Source organism: Mycobacterium sp. NGS51, assembly GCF_059812525.1.
Map to the genome: position 1 here is coordinate 80,519 of NZ_JCALCV010000006.1, position 15,644 is coordinate 96,162.

The window sequence follows — 15,644 nt, forward strand, 5'->3', positions numbered from 1 at the left end:
CTGCTACGCGCCAGAGTCGGCCGCCAGCTTCACGATCCGCTCCGCTCGCCGCAACACTGGCGCGTCCACCATGAGGCCGTCGAATGCAAAGACGCCGCGGCTATCGGCGGCGGCGGCCAGCACGCGACGCGCCCACTGCACCTGGTCGGCCGAGGGCGCGTAACCGGCGCGGATCACCGGGACCTGGCTGGGATGGATCGCAACCTTGGCGTCGAAGCCGACCGCGACGGCGTCGTCGACCTCGGCGCGCAACCCGTCGAGGTCTTTGATGTCGAGATAGACCGAGTCGAGGGCAAGTCGGCCGTAGGCCTTGGCCGCCAGCAGCGACTGCGAACGGACGTGGCGCGCCACTTCGCGGTAGCTACCGTCCGGGTAGCGGTTATTGGTACCGCCGAGCACGGCGAACAGATCTTCGGCGCCCCACATCACGGCGACAGCGTTGTCGACGCGGATGTTCTCGGTGACTGTGAGTGCGCCCATGGGTGATTCGACCAGGACGATCACGTCGCGCGGCGCCAGCGCAGCGACCTGTTCGGGTGCTTCGCATTTGGGCAACATCACGGTGTCGTAGCGGGTACGTGCCAATGCTTCGAGGTCGGGCTGCTGGTCGGCTGTGCCGAATGGGTTGACGCGCACCACGGTGCGCGCGGGATCGAGTGGGACGTCGACGAGTGCTTGGCGCGCGGCCGGCCTGTCCGCGGCCGCCACCCCGTCTTCGAGGTCGAGGATCACGACATCGGCTGCCGCCGCGGCTTTTTCGAACCGCTCCGGGCGGTCGGCCGGGCAGAACAGCCACGCCGGTCCGGGATTCTGCAGGCCCATCAGCCGGCGGCCTCGGCCGGTTGCATCCGCACCATAGTCTTACGGGTCGCGGTGGCGACGACATCGCCGTGCTGGTTGCGTCCGGTGTGCGCGAAAGTCACGATGCCCTCCCCTGGCCGGCTCTTGGATTCCCGTTTCTCGGTGATCACGGTTTCGGCATACAACGTGTCACCGTGAAACAGCGGTTTGGGGAACGCGATTTCGGAGAATCCCAAATTACCGACGATCGTGCCCTGGGTCAGCTGTGCGACGGATAATCCGACCAGCGTCGACAGCGTGAACATCGAGTTGACCAGCCGCTGATTGAACGGCGGCAGCGCGTCGGAGAACGCCGCATCCAGGTGCAGCGCTTGGGTGTTCATCGTCAACGTCGTGAACAGCACATTGTCGGCTTCGGTGATGGTCCGGCCGGGGCGGTGCAGATAGCGCACGCCGGTTTCGAACTCCTCGAACCACAATCCGCGCTGGATCACTTCACGCTCATGCGAACTCACAGCCCCACCTCTCGGGCGATCAGCATCAACTGCACCTCGCTGGTGCCCTCGCCGATTTCCAGGATCTTGCTGTCCCGGTAGTGACGGGCCACCGGGAATTCGTTGATGAATCCATAGCCGCCGTGGATCTGGGTGGCATCGCGGGCGTTGTCCATCGCCGCCTCGCTGGCCACCAACTTGGCGATCGCGGCTTGCTTTTTGAACGGTTTGCCGGCCAGCATCAGCGCGGCAGCGTCGTAGTAGGCGGTGCGGGCGGTGTGGGCGCGCGCCTCCATCCGCGCAATGGTGAACTCGATGGCCTGATAGCGGCTGATCGGCTGGCCGAACGCCTCACGCTCCTGCGCATATTTGACGCTCTCGTCCACACAGCCCTGGGCAGCGCCGGTGGACAGGGCAGCGATCGCAATCCGGCCCTCGTCGAGAATGCGCAGGAAGTTCGCATACCCGCGGCCGCGTTCGCCGAGCAGGTTTTCCTCGGGCACCCGCACGTCCTCGAAGGTCAGCGGGTGGGTGTCGGAAGCCTTCCAACCGACCTTGTCGTAGGCCGGTTCGACGGTGAACCCCTTGGTGGGCCGCGGCACCAGGATCGACGAAATCTCTTTTCGCCCATCCCGTTCACCGGTGACCGCGGTGACCGTGACCAGCTTCGTAATGTCGGTGCCCGAGTTGGTGATGAATTGTTTGGACCCGTTGATCACCCAGTCGCCGTTGTCGAGGCGCGCGGTGGTCTTGGTGGCGCCGGCGTCGGTGCCGCCACCGGGTTCGGTCAGGCCGAACGCGCCCAGTGCACGCCCACTGGCCAACTGCGGCAACCACTCCCGCTTCTGCTCGTCGCTGCCGAACCGGTAGATCGGCATGGCGCCCAGTGACACACCGGCCTCGAGGGTGATCGCCACACTTTGGTCGACCTTGCCCAGTTCCTCCAAGGCCAGGCACAGCGCGAAATAGTCGCCGCCCATTCCGCCCCACTCCTCGGGAAAGGGCAGGCCGAACAGACCCATGTCGGCCATCCCGGAGACGACCTCATAGGGAAATGAATGCTCGGCGTCGTGGTGGGCCGCGACCGGCGCGACAACGGTCTGCGCGAAATCGCGCACGGTCTTGGCGAGCTGTTGATACTCGTCGGGAAGCATCCCGGTCGCCAGGAACTCAGTCATTGGTCATCCTTTGTTATTGCTGTGGTATCCACCGTGATTCGGGCCAACGGCTGGCCCACCTTCACCTGGTCTCCGACCCCGACTAGAAGCTGCACGACGCCGTCGACGGGGGCCGACAGTGCATGCTCCATTTTCATCGCCTCGACGGTGACAACGACGGTCCCCGCCGTGACTTCGGCGCCGTCCTCGACGCCCACCGCGACGACGGAGCCAGGCATCGGGCTGGTCAATTCGGCGTCGCCGCTGTGCGCGTCGTCAGGGCGTACCGACGCTTCACGGACCTCCTCGAGCACCACGGTAGCGCCGCGGCCGGCCAACCAAATCTGGTGGTCTGCTTCGGCGACGGTGTACTCGGTCCGCACCCCGTCCAGTGTGATCGCCAACCGGTCTCCTGTGAATTCTGCGCGCAGCGAGTGGTTGTCGCCGTCTTCGATGCACGCCGTGGCGCCGGCGGGACTTCCGGTGAGGTGGACGTGGTCGATGCGGTCACCGGCGCGTAGCCGAATGCTCACCGGCGCGGCCGCCCCGACGCGCCAGCCGGACGGAACCTCCCACAGATCGGCGACCGGCGCCGGCCAGAGCCGCAACCACCGGTAGGCCGCCGCGGCGATGAATTGGTCGTCGGTGGGCGGCGCCGCGGTGAAATCCCCGGCCCGCCGGTCCAGCAGCCCGGTGTCGAGTCGGCCGGCGGCGACGTCAGGGTCGGCCAGGAGAAACCGGGCGAACTCGACATTGGTGACCACACCGAGCACCGCAGTCTCCGATAGCGCCCGGTCGAGTGCGCGCAACGCGGCCGAGCGGTCTGCGCCATGGGCGATCACTTTGGCCAACATCGGATCGTAATCGCTGCCCACGACCATTCCGGCGCGCAAGCCCGAGTCCACCCGCACGCCAGAACCGTTGGGCTCGACCAACTCCAGCACGTCGCCGCCGGTGGGCAAAAAGCCGTGCGCGGGATCCTCGGCGTAAACCCGGGCTTCGATGGCATGCCCGTGCATGGCGATATCCGGCTGTCCCGCGGTCAGCTTCTCCCCGGCGGCGATGCGGACCTGCCACTCGACCAGGTCCCAGCCCGTCACCATCTCGGTGACCGGATGTTCGACCTGTAGCCGGGTGTTCATCTCCATGAAGAAGAACTCGTCGGGCCGGTCAGCCGAGACGATGAACTCCACCGTGCCCGCGCCGGTGTAGTCCACGCTGCGCGCGGTGTCGCAGGCCGCTGCGCCGATGCGGGCCCGGGTCTCGGCGTCCAGCAGCGGCGACGGCGCTTCCTCAATGACTTTCTGATGCCGTCGCTGCAGGCTGCACTCCCGCTCGCCCAGGTGCACCACGTTTCCGTAGCCATCAGCCACGACCTGAACTTCGATATGCCGGGGCCGCAACACGAATCGCTCCAGAAAAAGCGTGTCGTCGCCGAACGCGGCGGCCGACTCGCGGCGGGCGCTCGCCAATGCGGCGGGCAGGTCGGCGGGCCGCTCGACCAGCCGCATGCCTTTGCCTCCCCCGCCGGCCGACGGCTTGACCAGCACGGGGTAGCCGATGTCGTCGGCGGCGGCGATCAGCTCGGCGTCGGTCAGGCCCGGCCGGGCGATACCGGGAACCACCGGGACGCCGAACGCCGCCACGGTGGCCTTGGCGGTGATCTTGTCGCCCATGGTCTGGATGGCCGCCACCGGCGGGCCGATGAAGGTCACTCCTGCCGCGGTCAGTGCGGCTGCGAAATCGGCGTTCTCGGAGAGGAATCCATACCCGGGATGCACCGCTTGTGCCCCGGTGCGCTGTGCTGCGTCGACGACGGCGGCGATGTTGAGGTAGCTGTCCCGTGCGGGTGCCGGTCCGATCGCCACGGCCAGGTCCGCTTCGGCGACGTGGCGGGCGGCGGCGTCGGCGTCGCTGTAAACGGCCACCGCACGGATGCCCATGGTCTTCAACGTACGAATCACCCGGACGGCGATTTCACCGCGGTTGGCGACTAAAACGGTATTGAAACCCATCACCCTCACATCCGGAATACGCCGTAGGAAACCGGCTCCACGGGCGCGTTAGCCACCACCGAAAGAGCCAAGCCCACAACGGTTCTGGTATCGGCGGGGTCGATCACGCCGTCGTCCCACAGCCGGGCGGTCGAATAGTACGGGTTGCCCTGGTGTTCGTACTGCGCGCGGATGGGGGCCTTGAAGGTGTCCTCCTCTTCGGCCGTCATCTCGCCGCGCACTGTCGCCAGCACCGACGCGGCCTGCTCGCCGCCCATCACCGAGATCCGGGCGTTCGGCCACATCCACAGGAAGCGGGGCGAATACGCGCGACCGCACATCGAATAGTTGCCCGCACCGTAGGAACCGCCGATCACCACGGTCAGCTTGGGCACCCGGGCGCATGCCACCGCGGTCACCATCTTCGCGCCGTTTTTGGCGATACCGCCCGCCTCGTAGTCACGGCCCACCATGAACCCGGAGATGTTCTGCAGGAACAGCAGCGGCACCATCCGCTTGTCGCACAGCTCGATGAAATGTGCACCCTTCAACGCGGATTCGGAAAACAGCACACCGTTGTTAGCGATGATGCCCACGGGATGGCCGTGGATGCGGGCGAATCCGGTGACCAAGGTGCTGCCGTACTCCGCCTTGAACTCGCTGAATTCGCCGCCGTCGACGATGCGGGTGATGACGTCGTGCACGTCGTAGGGAATCCGCGGGTCGACGGGCACCACGTCGTAGAGCTCGGACTGATCGGCGACCGGTTCCACAGTTGGCACGACGTCCCAGGCCCGCGGTGGCCGCGGGCCCAGGGTGGAGACGATGCGCCGGACGATGCGCAACGCATCGCGGTCGTCGTGCGCGAGATGATCGGTGACACCGGAAGTCTTGGAGTGCAAATCACCGCCGCCGAGCTCTTCTGCGGTGACCACCTCTCCGGTGGCGGCCTTCACCAGCGGCGGCCCGCCCAGGAAAATGGTGCCCTGGTTGCGCACGATGACGGCCTCGTCGCTCATCGCCGGCACGTAAGCCCCACCGGCCGTACAGGATCCGAGCACAGCGGCGATCTGCGGGGTGCCCTCGGCACTGAGCTTGGCCTGGTTGTAAAAGATCCGCCCGAAATGCTCCCGGTCGGGAAACACCTCGTCCTGACGCGGCAGGAACGCGCCGCCGGAGTCGACGAGATAGATGCAGGGCAACTGATTCTGGCCGGCGATTTCTTGGGCCCGCAGGTGCTTTTTGACGGTGATCGGGTAGTACGTGCCGCCTTTAACGGTGGCGTCGTTGGCCACGATCATGCACTCGCGGCCGGAGATTCGACCGATGCCGGTGATGATGCCCGCGCCGGGGCACTCGTCGTCGTACATGCCATCGGCGGCCAGCGGCGCTACTTCCAGCAACGGGCTGCCGGGGTCGAGCAGGCCGTCGACGCGATCGCGCGGCAACAGTTTGCCCCGGTCGACATGGCGTGCGCGAGCGCGTTCCGAGCCACCCAGCGCCGCGGCGCCCAGCTTGTCGTGCAACTGCGCCACCAGCGCACGGTGCGCCTCGCGATTGGCCGCCGCAGAGGTCATGTATCTTCCGCCAATTTCGGTTAATGACGACTAACTCGTGTTATGTTAGTGGCGATTAACCGAACTGTCCAGGAGGCCGTTATGGCAGCGTCTGCCCCGGCCGACCCCGAGGTCCCGAATCGTCGCAGCCAGCTGAAGTCCGACCGGCGCGCGCAACTGTTGTCGGCGGCCGAGCGCCTGTTTGCCGAACGCGGGTTTCTGGCGGTGCGGCTGGAGGACATCGGCGCGGCGGCCGGTGTCAGCGGGCCGGCAATCTACCGGCACTTCCCCAACAAGGAGTCGCTGCTGGTCGAACTCTTGGTGGGGATCAGTACCCGATTGCTCGCCGGGGCGCGGGCAGTGCGGTCCGCGAGCAGCGACACCGCCGAGGCGCTGGACGGCCTCATCGATTTTCACCTCGACTTTGCGCTGGGCGAGCAAGATCTGATCCGTATCCAGGACCGCGACCTGGCACACCTACCGGCCAGCGCCGAGCGGCAAGTGCGCAGCGCGCAGCGGCAGTATGTCGAGGTCTGGGTGGGCGTGCTGCGCGAGCTGGCGCCCGGACTGCCCGAAGCCGACGCACGGCTGATGGCTCACGCGGTGTTCGGCCTGTTGAACTCGACACCGCACAGCATGAAACGCGACACCCGGGCCGCGCGCTCACGTGCGGTGATGCGATCGATGACGGTCGCCGCGCTGTCTGCCGGTGGTGAGAGCCAGTGATACCGGCCGCTCAGGTGCGTCGATAGCCTGCATCGTTCTGCAGGTACCCTGCCACCATGAGGTGGGCATGAACGATCCACGTCGACCCGGGCACTTCCGCGGGTCACGGCAGGAGGCCGAACCGACCGAGCGGCTGCGTCAGCCTTATCCGCAGTACAGCGATCCCGCGTACGGCGGTCAATCGTCCTACGGGCCTCCGCATCGCCCTGGACCGACCGAAACCAATCCCACCGAGAAGCTGCCGCAGTACTGGATGCAAGAGCAGTGGTCGCAAGGTCAGCCGCCGCAGGACCAGCCGCCGCAACGTCCGAAAGCGCCGCGCTGGTTGTGGATTGCCGCCGCCGCAGCGGTGTTGCTGGTCATCGCTATGGTGATCGCGTTGCTGATCGCCAATGGCTCGGCCAAGAACCAGACCACCGTCGCGCCACTGCCCACCATGTCCGGCTCGAAGGCGCCGTCCTCGGCCACGTCGAGATCGCCGAGCAGCAGCGCCGCCGCGCCCAGCCAGTCTGCTGAACCAAGTGAAACGACCGGCGCGGCCGGTACCGACTCCGTCGTCTACAACGTCAACGGCGACGGCCGGGCGATCAGCATCAGTTATGTGGACAACGGCGGCATGCACCAGACCGAGTTCAACGTGCCGCTGCCGTGGAGCAAGGAAGTCAGCCTGCCGAAGTCCGGCAACCAGAAAGCCAGCGTCACGATCGTCAATATCGGCCACGACGTCACCTGCACCCTGACGGTGGCTGGTGTTCAGGTGCGCGAGAAGACCGGTATGGGCGTGACCGTCTGCGACGCACCGGATTAGGCGGTTCGCGGCAGATTCGCGGCGGCATCACGGCGCGGCGCGCGCACCATGAGCATGGCCACCAGTCCGGTACCCAGCACCAGACACAATCCGCCCATGCCGGCACGGACGGCGCCGAACACGTCGACGAAGACAGAGAACAGCCACGGCGCCAAAAACGACACCGCCCGCCCAGTCATCGTGTACAGGCCGAAGGCCACGCCTTCCTTGCCGTGTGTCGACATCCTCAGCAGCAGGGTGCGCGCCGACGACTGGGCCGGTCCGATGAACACGCACAGCAGCAATCCGCAGATCCAGAACGCTCGAGGGCCCGACAACGTCAGCAAGGTGAGTCCCGTCGCGATGATCGCCGCCAGTGAGCCCACGATCACCGGCTTGGATCCGATCCGATCGTCGACCAGCCCGCCGGCGACCGCACCCAGCGCGGCCACCACGCTGGCGGCCACCCCGAAGATCAGCACATCGGCCGCCGAGATTCCGTAGGCGTTGACGCCGAGCACCGCACCGAACGTGAAGACCCCGGCCAGTCCGTCCCGGAAGATCGCGCTGGCAACCAGGAAATACACCAGGTTGTGATCGCGGCGCCACTCGGCCCTCAGGTCCGCCCATAGCTTGCGGTAACCGCCCGGCGCCGCCGTGTCGGCCGCGTTGGTTGCCGGCAACCGGTGCGCGGTGAACAGCAACGGCAGGGCCAGGATCGCCAGCCAGGCGGCGGCCAGCAGCATGGCGGCGCGAACATTCATGCCGCCGGCGGTGGGCAGGTGCAACAATCCGCGGGTCTCGCCGGTACCGGAGATGAAAGCCAGGTAGACCACCAGCAGCAACACCACGCTGCCGGCGTACCCGGAAGCCCAGCCCAAGCCCGAGATCCGCCCGAAGGTCTGTGGGGTGGAAAGCTGCCGGAGCATGGCGTTGTAGGGAACGCTGGCGAGATCGCCGCAGGCCGCGGTGGCTGCCAGCAGGGCCAATCCGGGCCACAGGTAACCGGGTTGGTCGCGGATCAGGCTCATCGCGGCGGTCAGCACCACCGCCAGGCCGGTCAGGGCGGTCAGCGCAATGCGCCGGCGGCGCGGGGCTTCCACCCAGACGCCGACGACGGGCGCCAGCAGCGCGATGGTCAGCCCGGCCAGCGCCAGTGACCGGCCCAACCAACTAGCGGGCGTGGTACCGCCGCCGATGCCGACGCCGACGGTGCCGGTCAGATAGACGGAGAACACGAACGTCACCACGATCGCGCTCAGACCGGTGGTACCGCAGTCCCACAACGCCCACGCGAACACTGTGGATCGCCCGGCGGGGCGCGAACCCGCAACCGGGTTGCTCATGCAAGGCACTGTAATTACGGTCGCCGACCCGCCGCGCCCGGCTTCGCCGCGCTCGCGATCGGCTCCTACGATTGGCCGCATGCCCGTACCCGCTCCCAGCCCCGACGCGCGTGCCGTTGTCACCGGGGCCTCGCAGAATATCGGCGAAGCGTTGGCCACCGAACTGGCCGCGCGCGGCCACAGTTTGATCATCACCGCGCGACGCGAGGATGTGCTCGCCGGGCTTGCCACGCGCTTAGCCGACCAGTACGGGGTTGCCGTCGAGGTGCGTGCCGCCGATCTGGCCGACCCCGCCGACCGGGCCAAGCTATGCGACGAACTGGCCACTCGGAATATCTCGATCCTGTGCGCCAACGCGGGCACCGCCACCTTCGGAGCGGTTTCGGGTCTCGATCCCGCGGCTGAGAAGGCGCAGGTGCAGCTCAATGTGCTTGGGGTGCATGACCTTGCGTTGGCGGTGCTGCCGGGGATGGTTAAACGGCGCGCGGGCGGCATCCTGATTTCCGGTTCGGCAGCGGGTAATTCGCCGATTCCCTACAACGCCACCTATGCCGCCAGCAAGGCGTTCGTGAACACGTTCAGCGAGTCATTGCGCGGTGAGCTGCGCCGCTCCGGTGTACACGTCACAGTGCTGGCGCCAGGGCCGGTACGCACCGATCTTCCGGATCCAGCCGAGCAGTCGCTCGTCGAAAAGCTGGTGCCGGACTTCTTGTGGATTTCTACCGAGCACACCGCCCGGGTCTCGCTGGATGCCTTGGCGCGCAACAAGATGCGCATCGTCCCCGGTGTGACGTCGAAGGCCATGTCGGTGGCCAGCCAATACGCTCCGCGGGCAATCGTCTCGCCGATCGTCGGCAGCTTCTACAAGAAGCTGGGCGAGTGACGCGCTAGCGCCGCCGCTTGCCGGTGCCCATCATGCCGCGGGTGATTTCGCGGCCCATAGCGGTGCCGGCTGAACGCGCGAAGCTCTTGGCGGCCGGACTGGCGAAGATGTTTTTCACCCAGCGGGTGAAGCGCTTCCACCAGCCGAGCCGCTCCGTCGGCGGCTCGGGCGCCGGCGTGCGCTTGCCCTTGGTCTTGGCCGGTGGCGAATCATCCTGAGGCGCTGACTTTTCCGCGGTCAGCTTTTCGTAGGCCGACTCCCGGTCGATGGTCTCGCCGTATTCGGCCTGCAGCGGGCTGGACTTGGCCGCCTGCTTGATGGCGTCGGTGCCGATCGCGGCCATCAGCGAACGCGGCACCCGCATCCGGGTCCACGACACCGGTGTGGGTGCGCCGCGCTCGGAGAGCACGGTGACGATGGCCTCGCCGATGCCCAGCGACGTCAGCGCCGACTCCAGGTCGTAGACATCGGTTTTCGGATAGGTCTTGACCGTCTTGGTGAGCGCCTTCTGGTCATCGGGCGTGAACGCACGCAGGGCATGCTGGACGCGGGCGCCCAGCTGGGAGAGCACGTCGTTCGGGATGTCGGTCGGCAACTGGGTGCAGAAAAACACCCCCACGCCCTTGGAGCGGATCAGTTTGACGGTCTGCTCGACCTGCTCCAGGAACGCCTTGGAGGCATCGGTGAACAGCAGGTGGGCCTCGTCGAAGAAGAAGACCAGCCTGGGTTTGTCGGCGTCGCCAACCTCGGGCAAGAAGGTGAACAGGTCGGCCAGCACCCACATCAGGAAGGTGGAGAACATCACCGGGCGTGCCGCCTGGTCGCCGAGTTCGAGCAGCGAGATGACGCCGCGACCCTGGCCGTCGAGGCGCACCAGATCGTCGGGCTTGAGCTCGGGCTCGCCGAAAAAGGTGTCGGCGCCTTCGGCTTCCAGGTTGACCAGGGCCCGCAGGATGACACCGGCCGTCGTCGAGGACACGCCGCCGAGGGCTTTCAGCTCGCTTTTGCCTTCATCACTGGTCAGGTGGGTGATGACCGAGCGCAGGTCCTTCAAGTCCAGCAGCTGAAGACCGCGCTGGTCTGCCCAATGGAAAATCAGGCCGAGGGTTGACTCCTGAGTTGCGTTGAGCCCCAATACTTTCGACAGCAGGATCGGACCGAAGCTGGAGATGGTGGCCCGCACCGGCACGCCGATGCCGTTGGTGCCCAGCGACAGGAACTCCACCGGGAAGCCGGTTGCCGCCCAGTCGTCGCTGGTGTCCTTGGCGCGCGCGGCCGTCTTGTCGTTGCCCTCACCGGCGCGCGCCAGACCGGACAGATCGCCCTTGACGTCGGCCATCAGTACGGGGACGCCGGCCGCCGAGAGCTGCTCGGCGATCAGCTGCAGTGTCTTCGTCTTCCCGGTTCCGGTGGCACCGGCCACCAGACCATGGCGGTTGATCGTGGCCAACGGGATACGGATCTGCGCGGTCGGGTCGGCGGTGCCGTCGACGACGACCGTGCCCAGCTCCAGAGCCTGGCCCTCGACCGCATAACCGGCTGCGATCTGCTGGGCGGGGGTTGTTTCAGAGCTCATGGTCCGACATGCCTCCTCAGTAGTCCCCAGTAATGCGGGCAAACCTCGACATTAGTGGCACCTGACGGTGCCGGGCAGCGGCGACGGCTAACGTGTGCGTGGTGAATGCGGCGCGCGACCAACTGGTGTGGATCGACTGCGAGATGACCGGGCTGAACCTGGCGTCGGACAAGTTGATCGAGATCGCCGTCCTGGTGACCGATGCTGACCTCAATATTCTCGGCGAGGGCGTCGACGTGGTGATCCACACCGACGACGCGGCGTTGTCGTCGATGATCGACGTCGTCGCCGACATGCATGCCCGCTCGGGCCTGATCGACGAGGTGCGCGCCTCCGCGGTTGACCTGGCCACGGCCGAGACGATGGTGCTCGACTACATCCGCCAGCACGTCAAACAAGCCAAGACGGCGCCGTTGGCGGGAAACTCGATCGCCACCGACCGCGGGTTCATCGCGCGCGACATGCCCGTCCTGGACTCGTTTCTGCACTACCGGATGATCGACGTCAGTTCGATCAAAGAGCTGTGCCGGCGCTGGTATCCGCGCATCTACTTCGGCCAACCGGCCAAGGGGCTGGCGCACCGCGCGCTGGCTGACATCCATGAGTCCATCCGCGAGCTGCAGTTCTACCGGCGTACCGCATTCGTCGCGCCGCCGGGCCCCGCTACCAGCGACATCGCCGCGGTGGCCGCCGAGTTGGGGCCCGCGACGGACGCGCCAGAGGAAATCGATTCGGCCGTCGAGCACCCGAGCCGCTAGTATCGACGTCGCTGCCAGCTGGGCTGGCGGCGATGGTGGCTGTAGTTCAGCTGGTAGAGCACCAGGTTGTGATCCTGGGTGTCGCGGGTTCGAGTCCCGTCAGCCACCCCACAGGTCAGAGGGTGTTGTTCGCTTGGGCCTTGGTTCGGCGATGTCGACATCGTCGCGACCGCGCTACTGCACGGCAGCTTCAGCACCCCGCCGGGGTCGACGACGTAGCCAGTGCCGGCGCTATCCACCGCCACACCGACGGAGTAGCCCCTGAGGCCGGCGAAGGGCAGCACGTCCTGGCAGAGCATCGACGAGTTACTCGACTTGTGGGGGCAGATGATTGACCCGGCGTCAACGAGGCTCGCTCTGGAAGCATCCGCATGCCAGCTTGTCTTCGATGCCCTCACCCACGAACACGACATTCGCGGTGCCCTGGCATGGAGATCCGACAAACCTACTGCCCGCCTTCACACACCTCCTGCCGGCCTTCAGCAACGACGGGATACGACCGCCGAGCGTCGACCTGGTCGAATGATGTAAGGCGCCCAGGGAAGTCAAGGCGGTGTACCGAAACGCAACGGCTCTTACGGGCCGGCGCCGTCCAAGGTGGAATCGGAATCTCCCGATTCCAAAGACACTGACGGCCACGAGCGTCGGGTCCACAACTGATCCAGGTTCGACTTGACCGACTCGGCTCCCGATGGAAGCGCGACGCGCTCGACCGAGCTGTATACGCGCTCCATGCATGACTGTATCGCCGCACGTGCTCGCCGCATCCCCATGCCCCAAGATGCCGCTTCGGCGGTCAGGTCATCGACGTTGATGTCGTCGATACTCGTCTTACCGTTGATCACATGACCTGTGCCCTTGAAGGCGGGATCCAGATACATCACGGGGGCGGCATCGTAGATCGGAGCCAGGGACACGCTCCCATCGCGACTGATCATCACCGAATAGTTTTTGGAGTGAGCGTCACCGTTACCAATCACGACGTTAAACGTCACAGCCTTCAGCAACGCCAATCGAAACCCGTCGGGGTCCAGCGCCCTTGGTGCGGCCACGCGCGCTATGCGTCGTAGCCTCGACCCTAAACGGGTTGCTTCGCTGGTGCTTTCGTACTTGGCCTGAGGATCGAGACCTAGCGCTTGACAGAAATCCTCCTGATGCAGCCGGTTGCCTTCAGGGGTTCGGTCATAACGGACAACGACAATGGCCTCGCGCTCTTCGAACCGCTCTAAACGCGCCTCCGCAGCATTTATGCCTGCCCCACGCGCCACTCGTAACGCCCAGTCTTCCGTCTGAATCAGATGTTTCACGGCGCCGCCGAGTGGCTCAGGCTTGATGATGTGCGTCGAGGCCGCACCGGCTTCAGGCCAGCCCCAGCCGTCGAGGAGATCCACCAACAGCACTTTGTCCTGAATGCCGGCTAGCGATGCCTGTGGTGTGGTGCCCTCGGGCAGGTGGTAGGTCGGCAGGTCCGCGATAAGAGTGTCGGCCTCCTGCTTGGTCAACCGGCGGACTTGGCCGACGCCGGGGTCTGCGCCGTCGGCGAGGATCTGCACAGCGCCGGCACATTCCGCGCCTACCCGTTCCAATAGCGTCATCGTGTCGTTGACTGGTACGCCAGCCTCGGTGGCGATGTGACGTCGCAGGTTGCCCTCTGGCAGAAGACCTTCGATGAATGCCGACACCTGCATCACGCCGTTCCTGTCGTGGACGGGCTGTCGCGAGACGGGCAATGCCAAAGACAGGACTCGACTCCCGTCGCCGAAGGTGTCAAGCGCCTCATCGGTGAATTCCAGACGCAGGCGAAATCGGCGCGGCTCACTCAACCTGGCAACGTGGACGCCGTACAACCAAACGTCAAGTGCCCTACGTGCCATTGATTACCGTCACTCGGGAAAACTTCGGCACTAGCGCGAGCGCGACGCCGCACTCCGATAGCGCGCGCAGCGCTATGTCGACGCTGACAGATTCCCCCCGCTCAAGACGGGAGATGGTCATGCGAGTGACTCCGATACGGTTAGCGAGCTCATCCTGGTGAAAGCCTCGAGCTTGGCGAGCGCGCCGCATGTGTTCGCCGAGTTCGACGGTGTCGTACACGAGCGGTACCGGATGATGCATATTTCGATCATACGACAGACATGTCTCAATGATCAATATTTCGATCATGAGATCGAAGTGCACAAATGATCAATATTTCGAGCATCGCTGACCCGAATGCTCCGATGGTGGCGTCTTCAGCTGATCTTTTCCCTGGCCAGAACGATTACTAGTGCGCGATGAAGGCAGCACCCGGGGTTGTCGCTACGGTGGCGCCTACCGCCGACACCGCATGGCCAGTTGAAACAACCGTGGCCGGTATTGCTGTGGCCTGCGCGCCGACCGACCACGGCACCTCACCGCCGCGAGACGCCCCGCATTGGGTCGATCCGTTGCCTCAGTCAGTTATTGGCTGCGTCGCCGAATGCCATGAGTGATCCCAACGCGTGGCCGGTGTCGGCGACGCCGGACAGACCGTGGTACGCCGCGCCGTTGCGTTCGGTATGACGATGGATTTCGTCGTCGAACCAGCAACCGAATGCCACTACCAGGGCCGCCAACACGAGCAATAGGGCCATCACGTTCAGACCGAGTGGGGTTGTGTGCGGCTGCCTGGTGGGAATCATCATTCGTTCGCCTTTCGTTCGATACTGCGTGCGTGTTGTCGTCCAATCCCCCTGCCCGGCGAAAAGTCCGTCGAACATTGGCGCTGAGGCACCCCATGAAGTAGTCAGGATGCCTCTAGATTCCGATACGTCTTCGTATCCAGTACTAAGGTAGCTGAAATCACGCAGGCTGTCTAGAACGACTCGCAGATTGGATACGTTTCGAGACGTGAGCACCGCCGCAACCGATCCCGCAGACGCCGCCCGGCCGCTGGTGGCCGTCGTCGGCGCAAACGTGCGTCGCATCCGCTCCGAGGTCCTGGGCGCGACACATGACCAGCTGGCCCGCGAAGTCACGGCGCTGGGCTTTCCCTGGAGTTACCTGCGCGTCGCTGCTTTCGAGCGAGGCGAGGTAACCGGGTCTTTGGCGCTCTACCTCATTATTTGCGCAGCGCTCGACCGACTCGCGCAGCCCGACTCCCGCGTCACACTGGCCGATCTGGTCGTTTCCGAGACTCCGATCACGCTGGCCGAGGGCGTGATGATCGACGGCGATGGCGTGCGGCAGGCCTTGGCCGGGGTGCCGCCGGCCAGTCTGTTCGCCGAGGCGCCGGTCACTCCCCCGCGCTTCGCTCTCGCTGGACGCAGCGACGCGGAAGTCGTCACGGCCGCTGGCTATGCCCGGGCCGACGGACAGACCGCCGCCGCCCTTGGGCTCGACCGCGACTCGATGATCACCGCCTGCGCGGGCTTGTGGGGTCGGTCGCTGACTGCCGAGCGCGATGCGCGTGCCGGGGCCGGAGCGTCACGGCGGCAGCTCGGCATCTTCACGTCCGAGTTGCGCGAGGAGTTATCCGGCTATCTCGACATGCAGACCGGGACGGGCGAGCCCGATGGCGTCGGGCTGTAGCCGGTCAGATGAGCGGC

15 protein-coding genes and 1 tRNA gene are annotated in these 15,644 nt (G+C 65.8%); 6 read left to right on the plus strand and 10 right to left on the minus strand.

The window, feature by feature from the left end; genetic code table 11:
- Window positions 1-3 precede the first annotated feature (3 nt).
- From AC5Y5W_RS09655 to AC5Y5W_RS09675, 5 genes are read right to left on the minus strand one after another with little or no spacing between them, the layout of a single operon-like run.
- The gene (locus AC5Y5W_RS09655) at window positions 4-822 is read right to left on the minus strand and encodes an HpcH/HpaI aldolase/citrate lyase family protein (protein WP_500010400.1); all 819 of its coding nucleotides are present in this window, start codon (window positions 820-822) and stop codon (window positions 4-6) included.
- Window positions 822-1,316 (minus strand): MaoC family dehydratase, encoded by a 495-nt coding sequence (locus AC5Y5W_RS09660; RefSeq protein ID WP_500010401.1) that lies wholly within the window; start codon window positions 1,314-1,316, stop codon window positions 822-824. The genes AC5Y5W_RS09655 and AC5Y5W_RS09660 overlap by 1 nt, the downstream gene beginning before the upstream one ends.
- A complete protein-coding gene (locus AC5Y5W_RS09665) occupies window positions 1,313-2,473 on the minus strand; it encodes an acyl-CoA dehydrogenase family protein (RefSeq protein ID WP_500010402.1) in 1,161 nt (386 codons plus the stop codon). The genes AC5Y5W_RS09660 and AC5Y5W_RS09665 overlap by 4 nt, the downstream gene beginning before the upstream one ends.
- Window positions 2,470-4,467: an acetyl/propionyl/methylcrotonyl-CoA carboxylase subunit alpha gene (locus AC5Y5W_RS09670; RefSeq protein ID WP_500010403.1), complete on the minus strand. Its 1,998-nt coding sequence runs from the start codon at window positions 4,465-4,467 to the stop codon at window positions 2,470-2,472. Before AC5Y5W_RS09670 ends, AC5Y5W_RS09665 begins: the two co-directional genes overlap by 4 nt.
- Before the next feature lie 5 nt (window positions 4,468-4,472).
- Entirely contained in the window at window positions 4,473-6,023 is a 1,551-nt protein-coding gene (locus AC5Y5W_RS09675; RefSeq protein WP_500010404.1) for a carboxyl transferase domain-containing protein, read from the minus strand.
- Between the two features lie 81 nt (window positions 6,024-6,104).
- Here AC5Y5W_RS09675 and AC5Y5W_RS09680 point away from each other — a divergent pair, with 81 nt between their 5' ends.
- Both AC5Y5W_RS09680 and AC5Y5W_RS09685 read left to right on the plus strand, forming a co-directional pair.
- Window positions 6,105-6,728 carry an SACE_7040 family transcriptional regulator gene (locus AC5Y5W_RS09680; protein WP_500010405.1) on the plus strand — a complete coding sequence of 208 codons (624 nt, stop codon included), beginning with the start codon at window positions 6,105-6,107 and terminating at the stop codon, window positions 6,726-6,728.
- A gap of 67 nt (window positions 6,729-6,795) precedes the next feature.
- Window positions 6,796-7,536, plus strand: coding sequence for an MmpS family transport accessory protein (locus AC5Y5W_RS09685; protein WP_500010406.1), 741 nt, complete (start codon window positions 6,796-6,798; stop codon window positions 7,534-7,536).
- Here AC5Y5W_RS09685 and AC5Y5W_RS09690 read toward each other — a convergent pair.
- Complete coding sequence (locus tag AC5Y5W_RS09690) at window positions 7,533-8,861, minus strand: MFS transporter (protein WP_500010407.1); 1,329 nt, start codon at window positions 8,859-8,861, stop codon at window positions 7,533-7,535. The two genes, AC5Y5W_RS09685 and AC5Y5W_RS09690, sit on opposite strands and share 4 nt — an antisense overlap.
- A gap of 79 nt (window positions 8,862-8,940) precedes the next feature.
- Between AC5Y5W_RS09690 and cmrA the strand changes: the two genes are divergently transcribed.
- Window positions 8,941-9,744, plus strand: a complete 804-nt coding sequence (gene cmrA, locus AC5Y5W_RS09695; protein ID WP_500010408.1) for a mycolate reductase — start codon at window positions 8,941-8,943, stop codon at window positions 9,742-9,744.
- A 4-nt stretch (window positions 9,745-9,748) separates the two neighbouring features.
- Here cmrA and AC5Y5W_RS09700 read toward each other — a convergent pair whose 3' ends face one another.
- Window positions 9,749-11,320: a helicase HerA-like domain-containing protein gene (locus AC5Y5W_RS09700; RefSeq protein ID WP_500010409.1), complete on the minus strand. Its 1,572-nt coding sequence runs from the start codon at window positions 11,318-11,320 to the stop codon at window positions 9,749-9,751.
- A gap of 101 nt (window positions 11,321-11,421) precedes the next feature.
- Here AC5Y5W_RS09700 and orn point away from each other — a divergent pair, with 101 nt between their 5' ends.
- Complete coding sequence (orn, locus tag AC5Y5W_RS09705) at window positions 11,422-12,078, plus strand: oligoribonuclease (RefSeq protein ID WP_500010410.1); 657 nt, start codon at window positions 11,422-11,424, stop codon at window positions 12,076-12,078.
- A 35-nt stretch (window positions 12,079-12,113) separates the two neighbouring features.
- Window positions 12,114-12,189, plus strand: a tRNA-His gene (locus AC5Y5W_RS09710).
- 464 nt (window positions 12,190-12,653) lie between these two features.
- Here the strand turns inward: AC5Y5W_RS09710 and AC5Y5W_RS09715 are convergent.
- The 3 genes from AC5Y5W_RS09715 to AC5Y5W_RS09725 form a co-directional block, all read right to left on the minus strand.
- Entirely contained in the window at window positions 12,654-13,952 is a 1,299-nt protein-coding gene (locus AC5Y5W_RS09715) for a type II toxin-antitoxin system HipA family toxin (protein ID WP_500010411.1), read from the minus strand.
- Window positions 13,942-14,241 (minus strand): helix-turn-helix domain-containing protein, encoded by a 300-nt coding sequence (locus tag AC5Y5W_RS09720; RefSeq protein ID WP_500010457.1) that lies wholly within the window; start codon window positions 14,239-14,241, stop codon window positions 13,942-13,944. The genes AC5Y5W_RS09715 and AC5Y5W_RS09720 overlap by 11 nt, the downstream gene beginning before the upstream one ends.
- 272 nt (window positions 14,242-14,513) lie before the next feature.
- Window positions 14,514-14,741, minus strand: coding sequence for a hypothetical protein (locus AC5Y5W_RS09725; protein ID WP_500010412.1), 228 nt, complete (start codon window positions 14,739-14,741; stop codon window positions 14,514-14,516).
- Between the two features lie 205 nt (window positions 14,742-14,946).
- On the opposite strand from AC5Y5W_RS09725, the gene AC5Y5W_RS09730 reads away from it, so the two are divergent.
- Window positions 14,947-15,627 (plus strand): hypothetical protein, encoded by a 681-nt coding sequence (locus AC5Y5W_RS09730; protein ID WP_500010413.1) that lies wholly within the window; start codon window positions 14,947-14,949, stop codon window positions 15,625-15,627.
- The last annotated feature ends 17 nt before the right edge of the window (window positions 15,628-15,644 follow it).